Origin of the sequence: Paenibacillus sp. NRS-1760 (assembly GCF_050467785.1) — a bacterium.
Lineage (GTDB): Bacteria > Bacillota > Bacilli > Paenibacillales > Paenibacillaceae > Pristimantibacillus.
The window spans coordinates 1-23,324 of the sequence record NZ_JBITPK010000022.1 but is presented as its reverse complement, the minus strand read 5'-3'; the positions used below and the strand labels follow the sequence as shown (position 1 = coordinate 23,324).

18 protein-coding genes and 3 pseudogenes are annotated in these 23,324 nt (G+C 45.1%); 17 read left to right on the top strand and 4 right to left on the bottom strand.

The window, feature by feature from the left end; genetic code table 11:
• Positions 1 to 28: 28 nt before the first annotated feature.
• Together ACIFSR_RS32075 and ACIFSR_RS32070 are read left to right on the top strand one after the other, a co-directional pair.
• Positions 29 to 661 carry an HlyD family efflux transporter periplasmic adaptor subunit gene (locus tag ACIFSR_RS32075; protein ID WP_339204928.1) on the top strand — a complete coding sequence of 211 codons (633 nt, stop codon included), beginning with the start codon at positions 29 to 31 and terminating at the stop codon, positions 659 to 661.
• Positions 645 to 1,829 carry an ABC transporter permease gene (locus ACIFSR_RS32070; protein WP_430063221.1) on the top strand — a complete coding sequence of 395 codons (1,185 nt, stop codon included), beginning with the start codon at positions 645 to 647 and terminating at the stop codon, positions 1,827 to 1,829. Before ACIFSR_RS32075 ends, ACIFSR_RS32070 begins: the two co-directional genes overlap by 17 nt.
• Before the next feature lie 518 nt (positions 1,830 to 2,347).
• Here the strand turns inward: ACIFSR_RS32070 and speD are convergent.
• The 4 genes and pseudogenes from speD to ACIFSR_RS32050 form a co-directional block, all read right to left on the bottom strand.
• The gene (gene speD / locus ACIFSR_RS32065; protein ID WP_339204926.1) at positions 2,348 to 2,773 is read right to left on the bottom strand and encodes an adenosylmethionine decarboxylase; all 426 of its coding nucleotides are present in this window, start codon (positions 2,771 to 2,773) and stop codon (positions 2,348 to 2,350) included.
• A 12-nt stretch (positions 2,774 to 2,785) separates the two neighbouring features.
• Entirely contained in the window at positions 2,786 to 3,220 is a 435-nt protein-coding gene (locus ACIFSR_RS32060; protein ID WP_430063219.1) for a VOC family protein, read from the bottom strand.
• Positions 3,221 to 3,403: 183 nt separating this feature from the next.
• Positions 3,404 to 4,225 carry a helix-turn-helix domain-containing protein gene (locus tag ACIFSR_RS32055; protein ID WP_339204924.1) on the bottom strand — a complete coding sequence of 274 codons (822 nt, stop codon included), beginning with the start codon at positions 4,223 to 4,225 and terminating at the stop codon, positions 3,404 to 3,406.
• 124 nt (positions 4,226 to 4,349) lie between these two features.
• Positions 4,350 to 4,757 (bottom strand): annotated as a pseudogene (locus ACIFSR_RS32050) (zinc-binding dehydrogenase); the annotation flags it as partial.
• Between the two features lie 238 nt (positions 4,758 to 4,995).
• Between ACIFSR_RS32050 and ACIFSR_RS32045 the strand changes: the two are divergent.
• The 15 genes and pseudogenes from ACIFSR_RS32045 to ACIFSR_RS31975 form a co-directional block, all read left to right on the top strand.
• Positions 4,996 to 5,313 (top strand): annotated as a pseudogene (locus ACIFSR_RS32045) (IS4 family transposase); the annotation flags it as partial.
• A 310-nt stretch (positions 5,314 to 5,623) separates the two neighbouring features.
• On the top strand, positions 5,624 to 6,385 hold the full coding sequence (locus ACIFSR_RS32040) for an IclR family transcriptional regulator (protein ID WP_339204923.1): 762 nt from the start codon (positions 5,624 to 5,626) through the stop codon (positions 6,383 to 6,385).
• Positions 6,386 to 6,505: 120 nt separating this feature from the next.
• Positions 6,506 to 7,381, top strand: a complete 876-nt coding sequence (locus ACIFSR_RS32035; protein WP_430063217.1) for a fumarylacetoacetate hydrolase family protein — start codon at positions 6,506 to 6,508, stop codon at positions 7,379 to 7,381.
• 31 nt (positions 7,382 to 7,412) lie between these two features.
• Positions 7,413 to 8,876, top strand: a complete 1,464-nt coding sequence (gene gucD / locus ACIFSR_RS32030; protein WP_339204921.1) for an alpha-ketoglutaric semialdehyde dehydrogenase GucD — start codon at positions 7,413 to 7,415, stop codon at positions 8,874 to 8,876.
• Positions 8,877 to 8,904: 28 nt separating this feature from the next.
• A complete protein-coding gene (locus tag ACIFSR_RS32025; protein ID WP_430063215.1) occupies positions 8,905 to 10,896 on the top strand; it encodes a YjhG/YagF family D-xylonate dehydratase in 1,992 nt (663 codons plus the stop codon).
• Positions 10,897 to 10,923: 27 nt separating this feature from the next.
• Positions 10,924 to 12,510 carry a glycoside hydrolase family 43 protein gene (locus tag ACIFSR_RS32020; RefSeq protein ID WP_430063213.1) on the top strand — a complete coding sequence of 529 codons (1,587 nt, stop codon included), beginning with the start codon at positions 10,924 to 10,926 and terminating at the stop codon, positions 12,508 to 12,510.
• 249 nt (positions 12,511 to 12,759) lie between these two features.
• Complete coding sequence (locus tag ACIFSR_RS32015; RefSeq protein WP_430063211.1) at positions 12,760 to 14,568, top strand: sensor histidine kinase; 1,809 nt, start codon at positions 12,760 to 12,762, stop codon at positions 14,566 to 14,568.
• Positions 14,569 to 14,590: 22 nt separating this feature from the next.
• Positions 14,591 to 15,736 carry a response regulator transcription factor gene (locus ACIFSR_RS32010; protein ID WP_430063209.1) on the top strand — a complete coding sequence of 382 codons (1,146 nt, stop codon included), beginning with the start codon at positions 14,591 to 14,593 and terminating at the stop codon, positions 15,734 to 15,736.
• A 146-nt stretch (positions 15,737 to 15,882) separates the two neighbouring features.
• Complete coding sequence (locus ACIFSR_RS32005; RefSeq protein ID WP_339204916.1) at positions 15,883 to 17,193, top strand: ABC transporter substrate-binding protein; 1,311 nt, start codon at positions 15,883 to 15,885, stop codon at positions 17,191 to 17,193.
• A 146-nt stretch (positions 17,194 to 17,339) separates the two neighbouring features.
• Positions 17,340 to 18,224 (top strand): carbohydrate ABC transporter permease, encoded by an 885-nt coding sequence (locus ACIFSR_RS32000; protein ID WP_430063207.1) that lies wholly within the window; start codon positions 17,340 to 17,342, stop codon positions 18,222 to 18,224.
• Positions 18,221 to 19,048, top strand: a complete 828-nt coding sequence (locus ACIFSR_RS31995) for a carbohydrate ABC transporter permease (RefSeq protein ID WP_339204914.1) — start codon at positions 18,221 to 18,223, stop codon at positions 19,046 to 19,048. Before ACIFSR_RS32000 ends, ACIFSR_RS31995 begins: the two co-directional genes overlap by 4 nt.
• Positions 19,049 to 19,264: 216 nt before the next feature.
• A complete protein-coding gene (locus ACIFSR_RS31990; RefSeq protein ID WP_339204913.1) occupies positions 19,265 to 20,209 on the top strand; it encodes an EamA family transporter in 945 nt (314 codons plus the stop codon).
• Positions 20,210 to 20,380: 171 nt separating this feature from the next.
• Positions 20,381 to 21,490, top strand: coding sequence for an ArsR/SmtB family transcription factor (locus tag ACIFSR_RS31985; RefSeq protein ID WP_430063205.1), 1,110 nt, complete (start codon positions 20,381 to 20,383; stop codon positions 21,488 to 21,490).
• A gap of 105 nt (positions 21,491 to 21,595) precedes the next feature.
• A pseudogene (locus tag ACIFSR_RS31980) lies at positions 21,596 to 22,471 on the top strand (ABC transporter ATP-binding protein); the annotation flags it as partial.
• Positions 22,468 to 23,262 carry an ABC transporter permease gene (locus ACIFSR_RS31975; RefSeq protein WP_339204910.1) on the top strand — a complete coding sequence of 265 codons (795 nt, stop codon included), beginning with the start codon at positions 22,468 to 22,470 and terminating at the stop codon, positions 23,260 to 23,262. The pseudogene ACIFSR_RS31980 and the gene ACIFSR_RS31975, both read left to right, overlap by 4 nt.
• The last annotated feature ends 62 nt before the right edge of the window (positions 23,263 to 23,324 follow it).

The following is a 23,324-nucleotide window of genomic DNA, read 5'->3' as shown; positions in this document are numbered from 1 at the left end:
GCGAATAGAGAATGGGAGAGATTGAGGAATGAAAATAAAAGTTGGTTTTTATATTGGGATTGCGATTGCGCTGATCGTTGGAGGTTCACTTCTTGTTGTTAAAGGAAAGGATGCTGTCAGTCTGGCTGAGATGAGGAAACAAGGTGTGCTTGAGGCGGAGCAAACGACCCTGTTTTATCAGAAAAGTCCAGGTTCGATTGTAGAGGTGGGTGTGGCTGCGGGTGACTGGGTAAAACGGGGTGATGTGTTATTCAAGGTTAAATTAGCTGAAGAAGGAGAAGAAGATGTGCTTGCACTAGATGACGGGTTGATCAGCAGGATTCCGGTTAAGCCGGGGGATCAAGTAAAACAAGGAGCGCCTATGGCGGTTTTGCAAAAAAACAACTATTATACAGATCTCTACATACAGGAAAGTGAAATCCAGAAGCTTCAGGTTGATCAAAGCATTGGTATTCATTTTCCGTATTTGGATGATCCCGCACAGGTGACTGGTATTGTGACTTCGATTTCAGCGGCTCCTCAATTTGCAAACCTGCGCATGTCACGTGAAAAAGGGCAAGCAGATTTAAGTATGTTTCTTGTCCGAATAGCTGTGGATTCAAATGCTGATTTGCTTCCGGGGATGACGGCGGAGGTGAGACTTGATGAAATCGCTGATTGACGAATGGAGGTACGTATCGGGCAGTAAGTATTTGCGTTTAATCTTTATTGGTCCGCTTGTTGCGGCCTTATTTTTTGGTTTAATGTTCTCGCATAACCAAATTAGTGAATCGCCTGTTGTAGTCATTGATGAGGATCACAGCTCGTATTCGCGGCAGCTGATCTCGAAAATAAATGCTTCCCCCTACATGAAAGTTACAAATGTGTACGCGAGCCGCCTGAGCCCGGAAATAATGCTTGCAAATGAGCAGGCTGTAGCGGTCATCATGCTACCTAAGCAGCTTCAGCAGCTTCAGCAGCAGGGCATATCAACGAATATCGGCATTTTAATGGATAACACGATGCCCTCAGGGTTAACCGGCATTCGGACAGCGATTCAGGAAGTCATCGTAACGGAAAATATGACCCTTTCTATGTCCCGTCTGGTTCAAAAAGGGATGGACGCCGAAACCGCTAGAGGCGTTGTTTCTCCGTTGTCTCTTCAGCAGCGGATGCTGTTTAATCCAACCACAAGCTATGTCGGCTTTATGGTGCTTGGTTTTGTAAACATTGTGGTTCTCATGATTACAACAAGCGCAGCGGGCTCTATTGCGCCTCGTTTGCGTCAGGAAGGGAAGCTCTTTGCAAACGGAAAGTCGCCCTTGCAGCTTTGGATTCGCAGTGTTCCTTACGCGGTCATGACCGCCCTTTCGCTGCTCTTATGTTATGGATTACTGAAGCAGGTGGGGGGAATGCGGTTTGAAGCGGAACCTTATCTTTTTATTATCCCATTGCTTGTTTATGCCTTTGCATTGTCACTTATGGGGCTGTTGATCGGCTATTCTGCCAAAGATTTGTCTAAAGTCAATTTGCGAACCAGCTTCGTATTGTATCCTTCATTTCTTGCAACTGGAATTCAACTGACTCCGCTTGCTTTCCCAGAGCCATTTCAAATTTTTGCATGGGTATTGCCAATGAACTGGCTTAACCGCCTCATACGCGGGATGGCGTTTCGGGATGGAGCGCTAACAGCCTACAGTCAGGAGCTCGGAGCACTGCTAATCATTATAGGCGGCGTGTCCTTATTCACTGGATTACTGGTACTGCGGGAAGCAGGGAAAACATATTCCAGCCGGGAACGAGTCGTGAGTGCGGACATTCTGCCGAGCAGCGGTTCGTTAAATCGTTAAGTTCCTTACTCGTTCGAATAACGCCCTTGACTAAGATAGATACCCTATTTCAGTCAAGGGAACACGGGGGAATACGAGAGTTCAGATTCTCGACTGTTCGAAGGTTTGTTTATTCGCGTTTAATAAATAGTTTAAAGACACTATTTTTCAAATAATCAAGGGAGTAAAACCCAGAACAAATAAAACAACGAAACTATTATCGTGTCCACAAAATTAGCATTTGTAAACAATAAATTCACTTACATATGCTTTTCGGGGATCGTAGATCATTTATTCCTACGTTTTCCCTCTATTCGGGCGATTTCCTACCATATACCGAATCCACGTTCCGCGAGTTTTCATTTTAAGAGCATGTTCATCAAAATAAGGCATCATCGTTCCGTGTCAATCACCAGATTCAGAAATAAGAGGCAAGTTTTGTTTATCCTTTACCCAAAACAAAAAAACTCCAACAGCATTAACCGCTGTTAGAGTACATTACGCAAGCTGTATCGATCCAGAATAAGTACGAATATCCACTACTTTCTCGACTCCGCAGCATCCAAGGCATCTGCCTCATCCGAAATACGAACATGCAGCGCACCCATGCCTCTTGATGTGCTTGCTTGTGAAGTTGAATTCGGTTGTAAGAAGTCAATCATGGCTTGAATAGCTACTTGAGGATCGACAGTTTCTCCACACGTGTAGCAATCCAGCGCTGCAAAGCCTTTTTCCAGATAGGTGTGAATGGACATGTGACTCTCAGATAAAAGAATAAGAACCGTGGCGCCCTGTGGTTCGAATTGCTTGGATTGGACCGAAAGAATCGTAGCTCCACTCGCTTCAGCTGCTTGAACCATTTGTTTGCATATCAGGTCAGCTGCATTTAAGTGATCAAAATCAATACCCCAAGCATCCACAGCAACATGACCTTTAACTTGCTTGCATGTAGTCAAAGCAATCATTGCACTGATCAGCTAACTCTCAAACATAGCGAGGAATCGCTTCTGCATTTCCTCCGGGCTCACGATTTCAATAGTCGTATAAATCATCCAATAATGTCCGAACGGATCCTTCACACTTCCCGCACGGTCACCATAGAATTGATCCGTCATCTGATTAACACTTGTCGCTCCAGCCGCAATTGCCTGCTGGAACAGCTTATCCGCATTGTCGACTTGAAGTTGGACACCAACCGTTGTATTGCCCAAAGTTTCCGGCCCCAGAATACCGTAATCAGGATATTCACCTGCGAGTGATATTTTGGCTCCGCCGATTGTAATTTCAGCATGAGCCACTTTGCCACCAGGCTCTGTCAAACGGTAAATCTCTACCGCATCGAAAGCCTTCTTATAGAACTCAATCGCCTCCGCAGTATTCTTGATCCATAGGAATGGAGTTGCATTAATCATTTATTTCCACCTTCCTTTTTCCCGAATGATGAGCTATGCAATATCGCTAGATGCAATCATGTGGACTGTTCCCGCCTCATATAAATATCCTAACCGTTCTCCAAATAAGGGTATAGTAAAAAATTGACCCTATATTTAATTATTGACCGATTGATATAACATCGTCTGCGATTGAATAAAGATTTAACTGTGGATCGCAACATGATTGTGATGCCTGCCTTGCATTGAGAAATAATCTGTAGGATTAAGACTGGAGAACGCTTGAAAATCCTTAATAAAATGCATCTGATCATAATAACCGCAAGCGATAGCGACATCCAACCAATTGACGCTCTTGGCTCGGTCTATTCTATTCAATACCTCCTGAAAGCGGCGAAGTCGACAGAAGAGCTTGGGAGTTAACCCCACTTCTTCTTTAAAAACCTGGATAAACCTCCTTTGGCTTAAACCGATTTGTCCGATTACATCCGAGAGGGGTCTAGTATGAGGCAAGCTCTGAAACTCGGTAAGTGCGAAACTTACAGCCGGATGTCGTATCAGCGGTCGGGAGGCTAGCTTTATCAGACTTTCTTCAAGTATTCGAAATTTATCGACCAAAAGTTCCGATTGAAGCAACATCTCGCGCAGATCACGGGCTCTGACTCCCCACAGTGTATCCAAGGAAACATGCCTATTATGTAGTTCATTCACAGGCATTTTAAGAAATGGATAAATACCACCCGGTTTGAAATGTATGCCCAAGACCGTGGTCTCTGTGGAAGTATCAATGATGAAATATTCGGAATGCGGCCCGCAAATAACAGAGCTGCCATATGTCTGCAACGGGTCCTTATATGCTCGGTCAAACAATTTTATCTTATCTTCACGCAGGTTGATTACAACTTCTATCGAACCATCAGGCAGCGATAGCTCCTTCGAATGAGGTGGACTATATCCTTCGAAATACCAGAAGTAATCTACAAAACTTGATAAAGGAGCTTGCGGAATATACGTTTGTAACAACATAGCATATGTGCGACCAGAACCATGGAAGTTAATCCGTGGAGTCGCTCCCTCCTCTCATGTAGAGTACCAGAAAGACGTCAAACCAGCATATATCCGAACATGTTAAATAGGGCGCAGATCTTCGTTAAGTTGTGTTAGCATGTTCCACGGTGATGACGACATTTCCTTTTTTGTGCCCTTTTTCTACATACCTGTGAGCCTCAGGAATTTGTTCCAACGGATAGCATATTTATGACTGATTTTATTTTCCCCGTCTCCATAAGCTCTTTGAGGAAAACTAGATCCTTCGAACTCACCTTTGCGATCCCTTGCCCTTCAACTGTCAAGTATGTCCCGTTCTCGATGACCTTATCGGCTCCCAGAAATTTCATCATTTCTACATTTGTGGTACTGCACACACCGGTAACTTCTGCCCCATAATACTTGGCAAGCTGTATGGCGGAAGTTCCTAAGCTACAACTCCATCTTCAGGCAGACAAGTGTACTCGGAATGAGCGCGAAAACGCATCCCTGTTAATGCATACACCTGGTCACGTTACTAAAATCATGTTCTTCTCATATTATTAACTCAACTTTCGCACCTGCGAAATACTAGATAACCCTTATGGTTACAAGGAATATTAGGGATATATTGCACGTCTTGACAGAAAAACACCCTCTTTGTTCGGTATCATGGAAGTGTCGAGCAACCATGCAAACAAAGAAGGTGATGTAATTCATATGTTACACCAAGAGTCCTTGTCTGAACAGGCAAAAACACGTTTTTCTAGCGTGTTTTCATTATCGACGATTCCGTTTTAAACCTTAATCGGAGTAAGAAAGCCGAGCTGCTAGCTCGTGTATTCGACCACAAGACTGGACGCTTCACCAAGGGATTTGCCATGCTAACACTTGGTTGGTCAGATGGGTTTAGTTTTGCTCCAATTGACTTCGTCATGCTTTCTTCTGCCAAACTGGTGAATCGAATTTGCGAAATGAAGGAACATATTTACAAACGCAGTCATGGATATAAGCGTAGTCTGGAGGCACTCACCCGTAAACCGGATGCTGTCGTAGACTTGTTACAGCGTGCACTTTCTGCCGGATTTCCGTGAGTGAATCCTCGGTTTGCCTAGCTACATCAAGGGATTATTCATAGATTTAAGCTGCGAAAGTTGAGTATCTAAAATTAAAAAGCTATATTTTTTATTCACACGCAGTGACAATTATGTTCTTGCTATTCAAACAAAAATAGATTCGTTGAGCTGTAACGTGTTTTTAGCTTTCAAAAGATGGTCTGCTGTATGACAACAGAGGGTGGACATTGCAATTAGAGTTTGCTATTATTTATCCAACAATATTTTAGAACACGGTTTTATAATATAAAACCGCTTCTAGGAGGGGAGCGAGTGAAGGAATATGCCCATCATTCAAGCGTTGGATAGAGCACTGAAAATTATCGACTTATTCGATGAGCAACATATGGAGTACAAACTGTCTGAAATAAGCTCAGAAATGGATTTGCACAAAAGTACAGTTCATTCTTTGTTGAAAACGCTTCAAATTCATGATTACATTACACAGGATGAGCAGACTGGGAAATACCGCCTCGGGATGAGGTTTGTAGAGAAGGGGCAATTGCTTCTCAATCATTTTGATATTCGGGAAATCGCTAGACCGCATCTTAGGGCTTTGTCTGCTACCACTGGCCAAACGACACATTTGGTCATTATGGACGATGGAAAAGAAGGAATATACATTGATAAAGTAGAGGGCCATAAGGCCGCTATTCGTTATTCACGTATCGGTCGCAGAATACCTCTGCATAGCAGCGCCGTGGGTAAAGTATTGGCGGCTTTCCGGTCTATTAAAGATCAGGTGCAGATTGCGGAAGGACATACGTTTGTTAAGCTTACGGATAAGACGATCGACAGCCCCGAAGCTTTTTTGAAAGAGTTGGAGCAAGTCAGGAAGCAAGGCTATGCTATTGATAATGAGGAGAATGAGCCGGGGGTCCGGTGTGCGGCTGCTCCGATATACAATCATAACGGACAAGTGATAGCGGCGATGAGCATATCCACCATGGTAGCACACGTTGATGATCAAGAACTGGCACATTTAATTGACCTGATTCGGCAGGAAACGAGTGAAATTTCTCGCCAGCTAGGTTATCAGTTCTAAGATGAGCTTCCTGAGCAATAACTATTGAGTTAATGCTAGATCGACATGCGATGAAAGCAAGTCGATCTATATTATATTTTAAGAACGTCGTTTTATATTATAAAACAAGGAGAGGTTAAAATGAGAATTATTCGATATCGTGATGGCGTAGAGCAATGTTTGGCAGCAGTAACTGACGAGGATAAGGTATTCAAATTGGCGGATTCGGACTTTATATCATTCCTTGAACGAATCGAGAAGGCAGGAAAAACACCACTTGAAGACGTGAATGATCTGATCCGTTCAAATCAGCCGCTGGATAGGGAGTTTGCTAGTCTTGAATTACTTATGCCAGTAGCTGCCCCTGAAGTATGGGCAGCCGGTGTAACCTATGCGCGCAGCAAGGAAGCTAGAAATTATGAGGCGACTGGCGGCAAGCTGAATGCATCCACCTACTATGACAAGGTGTATGATGCAGAAAGGCCAGAATTGTTCATGAAATCCACAGCAGCTCGGACGGTTGGCCATCTTGATAATGTTTGCTTGAGAAGCGACTCGAATTGGCAGGTTCCGGAACCGGAGCTTGGTTTGGTTTTAAATAAGCGAGGCCATATTGTAGGATACATTATTGGCAACGATATGAGCTGCCGCGATATTGAAGGAGAGAATCCGTTATATCTTCCGCAAGCCAAGGTTTGGAAACAATCATGCTCAATTGGACCGGTCATAAGATTAGCCGAAACGATTCAAGATCCCTACCAGTTGCAGATCACTTTGCGGATATATAGAGATGGAAAAAAAGTAGTCGATGAATCAGCAAGCACGGGACAGCTTAAACGCAAGCTGGAGGAACTCGTCTCCTTTCTGCACAGGGATAATATTGTGTACGATGGTACGATCCTCCTCACGGGTACATGTATCGTTCCTCCGAATCAGTTCACACTTGCACCTGAAGATGTCATTGAAATCGAAATCACCAGCCTTGGAACACTAGTGAATACTGCTGTTTTGGCCTAAATAGCAATTTAAAAAAGAGAGGAAGATTAAAATGGCAAATATAAATTACGCTATATATAACAACTACATTAATGGCGAATGGAGAAGCTCCGAGAGCGGCAGAACGCAGAAAAGCATAAGTCCAGCAAATAAAAACGAAGTCGTAGGTATGATCCCGGATTCGACTAAACGGGATCTAGAGGATGCTGTAGCAGCTGCAAAGGCGGCCAAGCTTGCTTGGCGTAAGCTAACGGGATCACAGCGGGGTAATTTGCTGTTCAAAGCAGCTGATATTATGGAAAGTAGAATGAATGAAATCGGTGAAGCGATGACGAGGGAAATGGGTAAGACATTACCCGAGGCGAAGGGCGAGACGGCACGTGGAGTGGCCATTCTGCGTTATTATGCAGGAGAAGGCATGCGAAAAATAGGTGATGTTATACCTTCTTCCGATCCAGATGCTTTCTTGTATACTACAAGGTCACCGCTCGGAACGGTAGGGGTGATCTCCCCTTGGAATTTCCCAGTTGCTATTCCTATTTGGAAAATCGCACCTGCATTAATATATGGGAACTCGGTCGTATGGAAGCCAGCAACGGAAACAGCGGTTACAGCAGCGAAAGTTATGCAATGCTTCCATGATGCAGGCTTACCAGCCGGTGTTCTGAATATGATCGTAGGCAGTGGCAGCGTCATTGGTCAAGGTATTGCGGAACATGCTGATATTAACGGAATCACCTTCACGGGCTCCAATGCGGTAGGGCAAGCAGTAGGGCAGGCAGCGTTGGCACGCGGGGCTAAGTATCAGCTTGAGATGGGCGGAAAAAATCCGATCCTAATTGCGGCAGATGCAGACATTGATTTTGCGGTTGAAGCGACAATTAGCGGGGGGCTTCGTTCTACTGGCCAGAAGTGCACTGCGACAAGCCGAGTTATCGTAGTAAAGGATATTTATGAGGAGTTCAAGTCGAAGCTGCTCCAGAAGGTGACTGAATTGAAGGTTGGAGATGGAATGGATGGACAGACATGGTTAGGCCCATGTGCGAATGAAAAACAAATGGAAACCGTTCTATCTTACATTAGTAAGGGTGTAGAAGAAGGGGCAGTATTGCTGTATGGCGGCACAAGACCAACTGAGGGCGCATTATCAGATGGCTTCTATGTCACGCCAGCGATTTTTGATAAAGTGACTTCAAAAATGTCGATTGCTCAAGAAGAAATATTCGGGCCTGTGCTTACACTAATCGAAGTGAATGATATTCAAGAAGCGATAGAGATTGCGAACGATACGGACTATGGTCTTAGCGCATCAATTTATACCCGTAATATCGGAAACGCTTTGCAGTTCGTTCAAGATATGGAAGCGGGTCTCATCCGTATTAATGCAGAGACAGCCGGTGTTGAGCTTCAAGCACCGTTCGGGGGTATGAAACAGTCCAGTTCGCATTCAAGGGAGCAAGGCCAAGCCGCTATTGAATTCTATACTTCAATCAAAACCGTATTCATTAAGCCATAACGACAACACAAGGGATGGATGGTGTGAAATGAATGAAGGCTTCGAAATGATAATGGGCAAAGATATCGATTCTTATTTTGACATCTATACCCATGCTCCAGGACCAAGCGGCTCCTTGCCGCTTACCCCGGATATGCTTCGTAATTCACCAAGCGGTGATTTATTCGGATTAACACAGAACGTTGGCATGGGATGGGACCCGAAGAAGCTTTTGGGAAAGCAAATACTCATTCTTGGAACCCAAGGCGGCATTCGAGATGAGGACGGCCGCCCGATCGCTCTTGGCTATCATACGGGGCATTGGGAAGTTGGAATCATGATGAAAGCCGCAGCGGAGGAAATCACAGATCTTGGAGGCGTGCCCTTCGCGGGTTTCGTTAGCGATCCTTGTGATGGCCGTTCACAAGGGACGACGGGGATGTTCGATTCACTGCCGTTCCGCAATGATGCGGCTATGGTATTAAGACGTCTTATTCGTTCCTTGCCGCAACGCTCTGCCGTATTGGGGGTAGGCACTTGTGACAAAGGATTGCCATCCATGATGTTGGCACTGGCAGGGATGGGTAAACTTCCTGGCGTAATTGTTCCTGGCGGCGTTACTCTTCCACCGACCCAAGGCGAGGATGCAGGCAAGATCCAAACGATTGGCGCGAGATATACGAATGGTGAGCTCTCGCTTGAGGAAGCGGCTGATCTCGGTTGCCGCGCGTGCGCGACACCTGGTGGAGGCTGTCAGTTCTTAGGAACAGCGGGAACGGCGCAGGTGATAGCGGAGGCTCTTGGTATGACCGTTCCTCATGCTGCACTGGCACCGTCAGGACAGCCGGTGTGGGAGGAAATGGCACGGCAATCTGCCAGAGCTGCTCTCAAAATGGCGGAGAGCGGACTGACGACAGGCCAGATTATAACGGATCATGCCATTCGAAATGCGATGGCCGTTCATGCAGCCTTCGGCGGATCTACAAATTTGCTGCTCCATATTCCTGCAATCGCACATGCGGCGGGGCTCACCCTGCCAACTGTCGCTGATTGGGCAGAAGTCAACCGCAGCGTCCCGCGATTAGTCAGCGTTCTTCCTAATGGACCAGAACATCACCCGACAGTGAGAGCTTTCCTTGCTGGCGGTGTACCTGAGGTTATGCTGCATATGCGCAAACTTGGCGTTTTGGATGAGAAGTCGCTTACGGTAACAGGCAATACGATTGGGGAGACGCTGGATTGGTGGGAATCGTCAGAACGCCGCCACCGCATGCGCCGGCATTTGCTGGAGAACGAGGGGATTGATCCAGACCGCGTCATCTTCAGCCCGGAACGCGCCAAACAAGCAGGGCTGACCTCGACTGTGACTTTCCCGACAGGAAACATTTGTCCCGAGGGCTCTGTTATTAAATCGACTGCAATTGATCCTTCAATGGTTGACAGTGATGGGGTCTATCGCCACGTCGGCAGGGCGAAAGTGTTCACGACGGAACGTGCAGCAATCCATGCGATAAAAAACAAAGGCATCGTTGCCGGGGATATTATGGTACTCATTGGGCGCGGCCCATCGGGTACGGGGATGGAAGAGACTTACCAGCTGACTTCAGCGCTTAAGCATCTGCCCTTCGGCAAAGAAGTATCACTGCTTACAGACGCACGCTTCTCGGGCGTCTCAACTGGCGCTTGTATAGGTCATATTGGACCCGAGGCTCTTGCTGGCGGACCCGTTGGCCAGCTTCGCAATGGCGATTGGATTGACATCCGTATCGACCTCCGTCAATTAGAGGGACATGTCGAAATGGTAGGCAGCGGTGAGGTGCCGGAGGATTCGGAAGTGGGAACGAATGTATTGGCTTCTAGAAAGCCTCATCCCGATCTTGCGAAAGACCCTGATCTTCCTGACGACACTCGGCTATGGGCTGCACTGCAAGCAGCGAGCGGCGGCACATGGCGGGGATGCGTCTATGACGTAGACAGAATCGTCAAACTGCTGGAAGCGGGTATGAACACGGCAGAAGGCCAGGAAATAATGAACAGTTAAACAAGATTTAAAGGAGAGTTGGGGAACATGATTAACAATCCCATACTGCGAGGATTTCATCCTGATCCATCTATCTTGCGTGTAGGAGAAGACTATTATATTGCAACTTCGACATTTGAATGGTTCCCGGGAGTACGTGTTCACCATTCCAAGGATTTGGTGAATTGGCGTCCGCTCACTTCGATATTGACACGTTCTTCACAATTGAATATGGAAGGCAACATTAATTCCGGTGGCGCGTGGGCACCATGCTTAAGCTATCATGAAGGCGTTTTCTATCTTATTTATACAGATGTAAAAAGTCGCACGGGAGCCTTCAAGGATACTCATAATTATATGGTGACGGCGGACGATATAATGGGGCCTTGGTCTGAGCCCATTTATTTGAACAGCAGCGGTTTCGATCCTTCCTTATTTCATGATGAGGATGGTCGCCAATGGCTATTGAATATGATCTGGGATCATAGGAGAGGGACAAACTCTTTCGCTGGCACTATTCTTCAGGAATACTCGAAGGAAAAGAAGAAACTTATTGGTCCTAAGAAAAATATTTTTCTAGGCACACAGCTGAGATTAACCGAAGGGCCTCATTTATATAAACGAAATGGATACTATTACTTGCTGACAGCTGAAGGTGGAACGCAATATGAACACGCTGTCACGATGGCGCGTTCTCGGCATATCGATGGTCCTTATGAAGTTGATCCCGCGAATCCAATCTTGACATCTGCGGGCAAGCCGGAATTGAAATTACAAAAGGCGGGGCATGCTTCACTAGTGGAAACGCAGAACGGCGAGTGGTATATGGTTCACCTCGTCGGTCGTCCTGTGATTGATAAGCGATGTATGCTCGGCAGAGAAACGGCCATTCAGCGCTGTCATTGGACGGATGATGATTGGATCGCTGTTGACGGAGGAGCCAATTCGCCGCAATATGTGGTGCAAGCACCTCAATTGCCAACACATCCATTCCCAGCTGAACCGAGCCTCGACCACTTTGATAGAGCACAGCTTGGGCTGCAATGGAACACCCTTCGCATCCCTGCAAGTCCCGATTGGCTATCCTTAACGGAAAGGCCAGGATTCTTGCGGCTTCGCGGCCAGGAGTCCATGAGTTCAACGCATCGCCAAAGTCTTGTCGCGCGTAGACAACAATCGATGTATTGTGAAGCGGAAACATCCATTGAATACCGTCCAGAGCATTATCAGCAAATGGCGGGATTGATTCTGTTCTACGATACCCGTGATTATGTCTATTTGCGCCTGACGCATCATGAGAAATTAGGTACATGTATTGGGATTGTACAATCACAAAATGGAATGTATAACGAAATACTGGATCAAGATATTCCAATTGCGGATGGAACATACCGATTGAAGGTCAGTATTCAGCGTGAAATGGCCAGGTTCATGTATGCGGGCCAGACAGGTGAATGGATTGTGATTGGCCCACAGCTTGATGTTAGCCATTTATCTGATGAATATGCTGATTATATTCGTTTTACAGGCAATTTTATCGGTGTTTGCGTCCAAGACTTAAGCGGGGAACGCAAGCATGCTGATTTCGATTATTTTCGATATGAAGAGTATGATGTTGTGCAAACGGATCATTAAATAAAGATTACAGCAGATATTACGTCTTATACGACCCATAGCTTTGTTGTGGGTTTTGTGTAAATAGAGCTGCAGGTGGACTCGGGTGGTAATACCAACAAATCCAGCTGGGAAAAATAGATTTTTTTGTTGAATACTATATATCTGAGGACCTTCCCATTTCTTTCGGTGTTAGTGGTGTGCTTAACACTTAAAGATTTGGGGAGGTACTCCTTTTTATGGGCTTAGAAATTATGAAAGAGGGACGGAATGATGAACAATGCTGTCAGATTCTTGATTAGTTCCTTACCTGGAAAAACCATCATTCGAACGATTATGTTCTCATATTTAATTGTAAACATTCTACTTTTATTGTTGCTGGGACTATTATCCGTTCAGGACTCAACTAAAAGTCTTACCAAAGAAGTCACTCAATCCAGCTACAAAATAATGGAGCAGGCAGCACGCGGGCTCAGCTTCAATCTTGAAGAAGCGACTCGCCCGCTCGTTCTTCTAACAGGCCATTATTCGGTTGGAAGCTTGATGAATCCAGGCAGGGAAATGGATATCGCAGGGCGCATCCAGCATGAGAGGAATATCGCGGACCTTGCATTTGGCGTATCTTCCTTGCAATCAATGGTAAGTGATGTTTTGATATTGGGCAAAAATGGCTATGTAAACAACCTGGATGGCAGAAAATCACTTCGGTGGGATTATCCTTTCTCCGAACAAGCTTGGTTTAGGCAAGCGATCTCGGATACTCCAAACAAAGGATTCATTACGCTTGGACTCCATACGCAGGACTATTACTTAGAAAATAATATTTCAAAATATAACATGCCGACGTTATCGATCGCTCTTCCGGTTAAAGATTATACCCTTAGAACGATCGGGGCTGTCATTGCTAATTTGGATTTAGCCAAAATCAACGGGATGTTTGAATTTAGCTCCTATCAAAACAATGAAAGCATCTTTATGATCGATGATCAGCAGACTATCATCGCCCATAAGGATAGTTCGGCAATCGGGACAAAACTTGACTTCTCAGGTATCGAGCTTATTTATGCCAGCGACTCAGGAAGTTTCGTTACCGAGCTTGGCGGAAATGAGACACTTGTTATATTCCACCCTACTGCCGTTCAGGGTTGGAGAATGATCTCGACGATTCCGATGTCTGTCATCAGAGGACAATCAGACTCACTGAAGTCAAACTTGATCGGTTTTATTTATCTTTGTTTGCTGCTCAACCTCCTCATATCCATCTTGAACACCGCTCGGATATCCCGCCCATTTGGGCAACTGCTCTCAACATTGGACAAGATTGGCGAAGACAGTATTTATATCATTAAGAATAAATACAGGTATCGCGAATTGGATTTGATAGGCGACAAATTTAGGGAACTGGTCATCCGGATCGAAACGTTGGTCAAACAAAATTATCAATCAGATATTGCACTAAAAGAGGTAGAGCTCAAAACGCTGCAGTCCCAGATCAATCCACACTTTCTATTCAATACGCTGCAACTGCTGCAAACCGAAATTGTATGTGGAAGTACGGAGGATTCCAACCATTTGGTGTTGTCATTGAGCAGTCTGCTAAGGTATTCCATGAAGCAATCGGAAGAGATGGTGGAGCTGGAACAAGAAATTCAGAACGTCAGGGATTATCTCTATATTGTGAACAAAAAATATGACGATCGAATTGACATCGAGTTTCTTATTCCGGACGAGTCGATTCTAAAAAACAGAACGATCAAGTTGATCCTGCAGCCTCTCGTAGAAAACGTGGTTTTTCATGGATTTGGCGAAAATCCGCAGTCAGCAAAAATGACGATTAGGGTTATGACAGTCAAAAAAGGAATTATGATCGTTATCCAAGACAATGGAAAAGGGATATCAAGGAGCAGAAGCCGTCAATTGGCTAGGCAATTGAAGCAACAAGACTTTAAGCCGGATGGGATAGGCCTATTCAACGTCAATCAGCGTATCCGATTGAAATTCGGACCTGATTACGGACTGAAGATTAGAAGCAGGCAAGGGATATTTACAACGGTTTATATCGTGTTGCCCAGAACGTGATATCTTCGGGGAGGTAGCGAGCATGAAATTGCTTATTGTGGACGATCAATTATCTTTGCATAGATATTTAAATAAAGTGATGGATTGGAAGGAGCTAGGGATTACGAAGGTGCAACATGCATATGACGGTGAAGAAGCGGCCAACATGGTAGAAACCTTCCGTCCCGATCTGATGATCATGGATATTCATATGCCGTTGCTCGACGGAATCGAGTCGCTGAAGCGGATTCAACATTTGGACAAAATACCGCGAACAATTATTTTAAGTGCATATGATCAATTCGAATATGCAAGGGATGCGCTTCGACTTCATGTTTCCCAGTACCTGTTAAAGCCGGTCGATGCCGAATTGCTTCAGGAGGCTTTGCGCGAGCTGATTCAACAGTCCCTATTGGATGCTCAGAAATCGATTCGAAGTGAGCTCGATCGGACGATATACGCTGGACAGATCGAAGCAAATTCGTTGATAAACTTCCAAGACTGCCTGGAATTTCTCGCCATCGAACGTTTTGCTATTTTGACATTCGAGAACAGTCTGCCATCGGACCAAGATTATTCCTGCTTGCTGCAAGAACAAGCGGTCATCAAAATCCACTGTGTTATGTGTTGTAAAAACCGCAAGGAGCAAGTAGTGCTAGTCGGCGGGGGGGACGATCTGTCTAGCGGTCTATTGAGGGAATTAAGTGAATCTGTGATGGAAAAAGTAGCGGAGTCATCACCGTCTCACACATTGTCTGTCGGAATCAGCTCAATTTCCCAAGATGCGGCATTTCTGCCACAGCTAATTTCCGAGAGCATGCTAGCGGTAAGAACGCCTGCTTCGGAAGCCGGATCCAAGCTTCAGGATGCTGTGCGGCGGATTAAACCGTATGTAGAAACCCGGTATCAAGAGGATTTATCTTTGCAATCAGTGGCAGATCGCTTCGATATAGACAAGTATCAATTAAGTCGTGCGTTCAAACAGGAATTCGGTGTGAATTATTGGGCTTATGTGATCCAGGTGCGGATGATTAAAGCCGCAGAACTACTCGTTGGAACGAATTGGAGGAACAACCACATCGCGGAGCATATCGGTTTTTTGGACGAGAGCCACTTTAGCCGCGCTTTCAAAAAGTATTTCGGCGTAACGCCTAAAGAGTACCGCGCATCGTCTATTCGACCCAATTAATCGGATTTGCTGCTAGTGCAACATTTGACAACAAATGATGCAACAATATGAATTCAGATTCAAGCGAGTTCATATTACACTCTAAATGTAAGTGCTTACAACGAGTGCTTATTACAAAAAAACGATTACATGGGGGTTAATCAAACATGAAGAAAACGTCTCTACTGCTTCTTATCACTCTCCTTTGTTTATCAGTCGTGCTCGCTGCATGCGGTAAAAACAGCAATACAGGTAATAAAGGCAATACCGGTAATGAAGGTACGGCCAACAATGCTGAAAAGGGCAATGATGCACCTAAACCAGTCAAGCTAAGCATTCTTGCATGGAACAATGAAAAAGAAATGAAGCCTGTTATAGACGGCTTCAAAGAAAAATATCCACATATTTCATTCGATTTTCAATTTGCTCCACCGGTAAAGGATTACATTGCTAAGCTTCAGACGATGCTGTTGTCCAATACGGCACCTGATATTTTCATCATTGCCGCAGAAAACCGCAATGAGATTATCGATGGCGGTTACGCGCTCGATTTGACTGACGAACCATTCATGTCCGTTATGTTGGACAGTAACAAACCGATGCTAAGTAAAGATGGAAGAACATATGCCTTCACTCAAAGCGGATGGGCAGGCGGCTTGTTTTATAACAAACAATTGTTTCAAAAAGCTGGCATCACTAAATTGCCAGAAACATGGGATGAGTTCATCCAGGACTGCTTGAAGCTTAAAGAAGCGGGCATCATTCCACTCTATGACAGAATGCATGATATTACGATTATTCATTCCGCCATGTTCGGCAGCAATGTACTAACGAAAGACCCAACGTTCGACGAGAAGCTGTTTAAGGGCGAGGCAACATTTGCTGAAGGATGGACTGAAGTGCTAACGATGTGGAAGGAAGGGCTTATCGATAATAAAATTTTGACGCCAGATATGATTGGACTAACCGGTGACCAAGTGATGAACGAGTTCTCCCTTGGCAACGTAGCGATGTTCCCTGGCGGCCCTTGGAACATTGCCACAATTGAGAAAACGAATCCCGATATTGAGTTCGAAATTATGCCGATTCCAGGAAAAGAACCCGGCAACAAATATTACAACGGTGCTCCTGGTGTAGGTTTCGCTGTCAACAGTAAAACGAAAAACAAGGAAGAAGCTTTGCTGTTCCTCGAATATATGACAACGCAAGAAGGGTTGAAGCAATTCGAGGAAGGCACTGGCGGCATCATTACAGCTCACGGTTATGAAAGCAAAGTCCACCCGGCGTATGCACCAGCATATAACGATGGGCTGATGGCAGGAAAAATTTATTTGCCAATGGTATCGTGGGACAGACATCAAGAAGCGCTGCGCAACCAATTCCTTGTATCGATCCAAGATATAGCCGTAAACAAAATAACACCGGAGCAAGCAACGGCTTCACTAGATAAGAAACTGAAAGAAATGGAAAATAAATAATCGGAAGTAGTTAAAGTAGAGGGTATGTTGAAGCCTACTACCCTCTCTTCAACTATTTACACCTTGATCCTCTATTAATTGAATGCTTCCAATGCAGTTTTATCGACTGCCGACATCATCAATCAAAGTCTCAAAGGAGGCAAATTATGGTCAAATATGTTCGTCAACTACAGTTTCTATTGTTTTTGCTTCCGATTCTAGCTATATACTCATTGTTTACGATCTATCCGCTGATCAAATCGTTTTTCTTGAGCTTTACTAATTTTGATGGATATACGGAGGCATATGATTTTATTGGCTTGAAAAACTATGTGCGGATATTTAGTGATGATGCGATTACATCCGCCATTTCCTATACGTTATTTTTTACTTTTGGCAAGGCTTTGCTTGTTACGTTGTTAGCTATCCCGCTCGCTATGATATTGGATCAAAAATTTTTAACGAGAAACATTCATCGCGCCATCTTTTTCTTTCCGTCGATTCCAAGCGGCTTGCTGCTTGCCTATATTTGGGGATTTATCCTTGCACCGATTGGGTCAGGGGTACTGAACACCGTCCTTAGTGAGCTGTTTAACATCGGTCCTCAGCCATGGCTATCAGCCCCGTTGCTAGCGAAACTGTCAACAATCGTCGTGGCAACATGGGCGATAACAGGATGGCACGCAGTGTTGTATTTGGCATTTCTGCAATCCATTCCGAAAGATTATTATGAAGCTGCCTCAATAGATGGGGCGAATCGTTTACAACAAATTCGGTTTATAACTTTTCCACTGCTGGCACCTGCGATGACGGTCAGCGTCATGCTGCTGCTTACCGGCGGTCTCAAAGTATTCGAAATTCCATTCGCATTGACAAAGGGCGGGCCTGGCTATGAAACTTACTCGATAACCCAGGTCATCGTATTAAGGGGAATATCTGAAACACAATACGGTCTAGCATCGGCAATGTCGATCGTCTTCTTCCTAATAGTGTTAGCGATTGCTATCTTCCAAGTTACAGTAATGCAACGAAGGGAGCAGGGCATACAATGAAAAAAACCTTTGAAAAACGGTTATGGATTCTAGACATTATCATGCTCCCTGCAGGATTAATAGCGTTCTTTCCGTTTTATTTAATCATTGTCAACACATTCAAAACGATGCAAGATGCCGCAAGAAGCCCGATGGCTCTTCCTTCGAAATGGATCTTTAAAAACTATATTCAGGTTTTCGAGGAAACATCGATCTTGCAAAGCTTTTGGAACAGTTTTATAATCACCGTCTGTTCTGTCGTATTGATCGTTTTGATTGGTGCGATGGCGGCATACCCGGTTGTGTTCAATGCGAATCGATTAACACGGTTTGCTATGCTCTATTTGCTTGCCGGATTTATGATTCCTTTCCAAGCGACTCTCATTCCCTTGTTCCAGCTGATGAGTGATTTGCACCTGATCGACAAAATATCCGGTTTGATCATTCTGTACACGAGCGGCTCTGTGTTCGTCTTTTTCCTAATGACGGGCTATATGAAGTCGATACCCCGGGAGCTGCCCGAAGCGGCCGTCATCGATGGCTGTAGTGTATGGGGCATCTTCTGGCGGATCATCTTTCCGCTGCTAAAGCCCATTACGATAACGAGCATCATTTTTCAGACGATGTGGATATGGAACGACTTTTTGGCACCTATGCTGTTTTTGAACTCATCCTCCAAATCGACACTCGTTCTGCAAATCTATAAAGCTAAAGGCGAATTTACCGTTGATTGGCCGATGTTCATGACACTTACGGTCATCACATTGGTGCCGATATTCATCTTCTTTATTATTATGCAAAAGCATATCGTCAAGGGTATCGCTGCTGGCGCTGTCAAAGGCTGACATGTATTAAATCAATAGATTTGTTAGAAACGCCTGATTCTATAATCGGGCGTTTTTCACTAATTGTAAGTTTAATTCCAAAGGGAATGTTTTATCGAGGGAGAACAAGATGGGACTTGCAACGTTTGTTTAAAAAGGGAAGCGGTGTAGACAACCGCTTCCTTTTTGTTTATCTTTCATATAGGTTTGATTAAGGAAAGGGGTTCTATTGCACTCATGTGGCTTACTTATTCAGTGTTTGCAGCCTTATGTTTTGGCTTGCGAGGCATTCTGTACCATTGGACGAGTCAGAAGCCGCTTAACCGTAACTTGTTGCTATGCGGTGCGTTTACTATGGGAGCGCTCGTAAATGGAATTTGCGCGTTAGTGTTCTCATCGAACTGGACTCTCGCGGCGTTGATAGGCATTCAAATGGGCTTGTTTTCATTCGGTGCGAATGCCAGTATGTTCAAGGGGTTTGCAGTCGGCAAGGCTTCACTTGTAGCGATACTAACGGCATTGCCTTCAGTCGTTGTTGTGATCGTTGCGTTTGGACTTTGGGGAGAAAAACTCCATGCGATGCAATTCATTGCATTTGTCGTGATTGTTGGCGGAGTGCTTCTCGTTCGGCTATCGAATGACATCTCGCTGCGCAATTTGCAAGGAGCACAGTGGGGGCTGCTGGCCATGCTGCTGTTTGCAGCAAATGATTTGTCAGGCAAATGGTCAACAATTATGGAAGCAGATTTGTTTCCTACCATGTTTTTTATGTTTTTGACGGGCGCATCGTGTTTTGGTATATGGTGGCTGCGAGATCTGCAAGCGGAGAGAGCTAGAAGAGCGTTGTCGCTGCTGGGTGCGGTAACTGCCCGGGGGGAAATGCGTGTGTCACAGCATTCTTCCAGCGTTAGTTTAACCGCTAAGCCACCAGCTTGGAGCGGCAAAAAAACGTTTCTTATTGGTTTGGCCGTCGGCACAACTAACGCTGTCGGCATGATGCTTATTGTAACCGCATTTGATCTTGGCAAAGCGGGGCTAGTATCTGCTGTCACAGCTCTAAACGTTCTGATTGTGCTGCTCTATACACGATTCGTTGTGAAAGAGAAGTTCACGAAGATAGAGATCACCGGCATTTCACTTGCCTTCGCGGGTATCTTGCTGATGCGATTATTCGGATCGTAAAAAATAATGGATAGAGGAAGCTTTGCATGGGCTAAGAAGTTAAGCCTGTGCAGAGCTTTTTTTGTGGATGATATTGACAATTTAGGTTGGTTCATTTAAATTAATGTTTAACGATTGTTAAATGACTTTTGTATATTGTTTAAATAACATTAAATGAATGCTTAACGAAGTATGGAGGCGTTAATTATTTTAGACTGGAAAATAGCAGCCAAAAGATTACATTTTTCTTATCATGAGCCTATTGAATTTTTAGTCACGATGAAATTTGTTGCGCAATTCGAGCATATGAAGGCTTTCGCGCGCGAGATTCATTTTACACTGGATGATGAAATGATTCGTATGGCGGAGACCGCGAATGCGAGCATGAGCAATTATGTGAAAGCAGAGATAGCTGCCCTGTTTGGTGACAACATGTTTAAAGAGCGGCTTGACTATGTCATGGTTATGCTGTTTGTAGAGGAACGAGACAAGCTGAATAGTTCTGAAGATTTTCTGGCGTTTTACCGTGACAAGCCTGCAAGCGAGCTCGTCTTCCATCTGGCAGCTGCGAAATATAATGACGAGAACATGGAATGGACGAAGGGGAGAGACTGGGGAGCCATCTCGAAGGATGCGGAGCTGCTTTACGAGCTCGTTGCGGGATGTGAGCTGCCTGATCAAGCGGAGCATGCGGCACTGCTGGAACATATTCGATTTTCTGAGGAATACAAACAGCGGACTCTGTTTATAATGGAGCAGTTTCATCGTTATGCCTATATGCCTATGCGAGATCGCTTGAAGGAGCTTGGCGAAGCTGGAGCTGTGAAATATCGTGCCTTATTTGATGAACAGCCAGAGCGCGCGATCCGCGATATTACGAAGATGGATGTTGATCTGGTCGATAAAGAGACAGCCGTACATGTTAGTTATTTTTCGCAGGTGCGTGTTGGCATTCATCGTGATGACCGTGAAGGACATTCCAATTTGGTGGTGATTGGAATCAACAATGACGCTTTTGCATGGCGTAACGAGGATCAAGAGACGATTGAGCGTTTCTTGAAGGTTATTGCCGATAGGCGAAGGCTGGAATTGATTGAGCTGCTTCGCCATAAAAATTACTATGGCAATGAGCTTGCTCAGGAAATGGGCTTAACGCCTGCTGCTATAAGCTATCATACGAATATGTTGTTTGATCTAAATCTCATTCAGCTGATTCGGGTAGATAATCGCATCTATTATGAGCTCGACAAAGAAAAAATCGCTTATTACTGGGAGCAAACAAGGCGTAAGCTGCTGCCGTAATACATAAGGGAGTGAATGAGATTGGGTGAGTATGTATACGAGCTAAAGGGAGTTAGTCAGGTATATAAGAAAGGCAAAACGATGGTCACAGCCAATGATGATATCTCGCTTACGATTCGTGAAGGAGAGATACTCGGCGTGCTCGGCCCGAATGGGGCGGGCAAGTCAACGCTCATTAAACAAATGGTCGGTCAATTGAAACCTACCAAAGGACAGGTTTTGTTTTGCGGCGAGGATGTGATGAAGAATACGCGTCACGTATCCGGCATGGTGGCTTATTACGCACAGGAGCCGCATGTGCTGTCAGCGCTGAAAGTGCACGAAGCGCTTTCTTTTACGGGCAGGCTAAGAGGGATGCCAGCATCAGAGGCAGAAAAGCAGGCGAAGGAATTATTAGAGCAATTTGATATGGCGGATGTAAGAAACAAGCTGCTGAAGCAGCTGTCCGGGGGACAGAAACGATTGATCGGTATTGGTACAGCGCTAATTGGCCGTTCACCTGCGCTTATCTTTGATGAACCTACCAATGAGCTTGATCCGAAAAAAAGGCGGCTCGTTTGGAATTTAATCCAAGAACGCAATCGCGAAGGCGCGACGATTATTTTGGTCACGCATAATGTGCTGGAGGCTGAGCAGGTTGTAGACAGAGCGGCTGTTATCAATCATGGCAGGCTGCTGGCGATTGATCATGTAGCAACGTTAAAGCAGAAGGTTGATCAGCGCTTGAAGTTTGAGCTTACGACAGAGAATGGGCGTCGTGCCGAAGCTGCTGCTGCCCTTCATCATTACGGGATCGTGCAGGAGAGCGGCGAGAATCGTTTGCTGCTGCTAGTTGAGAAGAATGTTGCCGGCAGAGTGCTAGAGTATATTATCGACCATACAGAACTGCCGATTTTGGAATATGCCGTAGTGCCTCCAAGCTTAGAGGATGTTTATTTCCATATTGATGATTTGGCGATGAAGGAGGTATCCGCATCATGAATGGAACACCACTTGGCTTGCGGCACATGCAGTCCATACAACTATCTGGACCGAAGCGATTATGGACGGAGCTGGAAATTTTATTCCGCATTCAATTCGCGCTTATACGTGACAGCTGGGTAATCGTTGTGCTGCTGGCAACGATGTTTCCGCTCACGACGATTTTATTTATGCGTTTCTTTATCGCTGACCCAGCCCCGGAGATGATGGTTCAAATCATTGCGGGCAATATGATATTTAGCGTCATTATTATGGGCTTAAATAGTATGGGGCAAGAAATATCGATGCAAAAGCATCAGGGACATTTTACATTTTATGCATCGCTTCCAATCCGGAAAATAAACTTCGTAGCCGCTAATTTGCTGCGCGGGCTTATGAGCACGATTCCATCCTTCGTATTGCTGGGTGTCATTGGTTATTTTGTTTATGGCGTAGACCTTCATCTATCATGGGGTTTGCCAGTCGTTATGCTGCTGTCGCTGACGAGTGTGGTAGGGCTCGGCGTATGCATAGGCTTCTGGTCGCCGAATCAGCAGTTGACCAGTATGCTTGCTCAGCTGCTTATGATGGTTGTAACCTTTCTATCTCCAGTCATGGTAGAGCTCAATCAGCTGCCTAAAGCGCTGCAGGTCGTCTCGTATATTTTCCCTACAACTTATGCAGCGGACGCCATGCGCGTAGTTTTGCTTCATGGCTGGACACAGGGGGTCATGCTGGATTGCCTCATGATGCTTCTCTACACAGCTATGACAATGGTCATCGTTAATCGATTGGTCAGCTGGCGAGTTTAATATGTAAAAAAAGGCTGCCCTGCACAGGTTGTGAAAACCTTGTGAACTGCACCCCGTCAAGT

Bases quoted from the DNA above. Each gene is read 5' to 3' on its own strand.
- ACIFSR_RS32025 (WP_430063215.1), top strand. From the start codon at position 8,905: ATGAATGAAGGCTTCGAAATGATAATGGGCAAAGATATCGATTCTTAT.
- ACIFSR_RS32015 (WP_430063211.1), top strand. From the start codon at position 12,760: ATGATGAACAATGCTGTCAGATTCTTGATTAGTTCCTTACCTGGAAAA.
- ACIFSR_RS32000 (WP_430063207.1), top strand. From the start codon at position 17,340: ATGGTCAAATATGTTCGTCAACTACAGTTTCTATTGTTTTTGCTTCCG.
- ACIFSR_RS32040 (WP_339204923.1), top strand. From the start codon at position 5,624: ATGCCCATCATTCAAGCGTTGGATAGAGCACTGAAAATTATCGACTTA.
- ACIFSR_RS32055 (WP_339204924.1), bottom strand. From the start codon at position 4,225: ATGTTGTTACAAACGTATATTCCGCAAGCTCCTTTATCAAGTTTTGTA.
- ACIFSR_RS32060 (WP_430063219.1), bottom strand. From the start codon at position 3,220: ATGATTAATGCAACTCCATTCCTATGGATCAAGAATACTGCGGAGGCG.
- ACIFSR_RS31990 (WP_339204913.1), top strand. From the start codon at position 19,265: ATGTGGCTTACTTATTCAGTGTTTGCAGCCTTATGTTTTGGCTTGCGA.
- ACIFSR_RS32005 (WP_339204916.1), top strand. From the start codon at position 15,883: ATGAAGAAAACGTCTCTACTGCTTCTTATCACTCTCCTTTGTTTATCA.
- ACIFSR_RS31995 (WP_339204914.1), top strand. From the start codon at position 18,221: ATGAAAAAAACCTTTGAAAAACGGTTATGGATTCTAGACATTATCATG.
- ACIFSR_RS32010 (WP_430063209.1), top strand. From the start codon at position 14,591: ATGAAATTGCTTATTGTGGACGATCAATTATCTTTGCATAGATATTTA.
- ACIFSR_RS32020 (WP_430063213.1), top strand. From the start codon at position 10,924: ATGATTAACAATCCCATACTGCGAGGATTTCATCCTGATCCATCTATC.
- ACIFSR_RS32035 (WP_430063217.1), top strand. From the start codon at position 6,506: ATGAGAATTATTCGATATCGTGATGGCGTAGAGCAATGTTTGGCAGCA.
- ACIFSR_RS32075 (WP_339204928.1), top strand. From the start codon at position 29: ATGAAAATAAAAGTTGGTTTTTATATTGGGATTGCGATTGCGCTGATC.
- speD (WP_339204926.1), bottom strand. From the start codon at position 2,773: ATGATTGCTTTGACTACATGCAAGCAAGTTAAAGGTCATGTTGCTGTG.
- ACIFSR_RS31985 (WP_430063205.1), top strand. From the start codon at position 20,381: ATGGAGGCGTTAATTATTTTAGACTGGAAAATAGCAGCCAAAAGATTA.
- ACIFSR_RS32070 (WP_430063221.1), top strand. From the start codon at position 645: ATGAAATCGCTGATTGACGAATGGAGGTACGTATCGGGCAGTAAGTAT.
- ACIFSR_RS31975 (WP_339204910.1), top strand. From the start codon at position 22,468: ATGAATGGAACACCACTTGGCTTGCGGCACATGCAGTCCATACAACTA.
- gucD (WP_339204921.1), top strand. From the start codon at position 7,413: ATGGCAAATATAAATTACGCTATATATAACAACTACATTAATGGCGAA.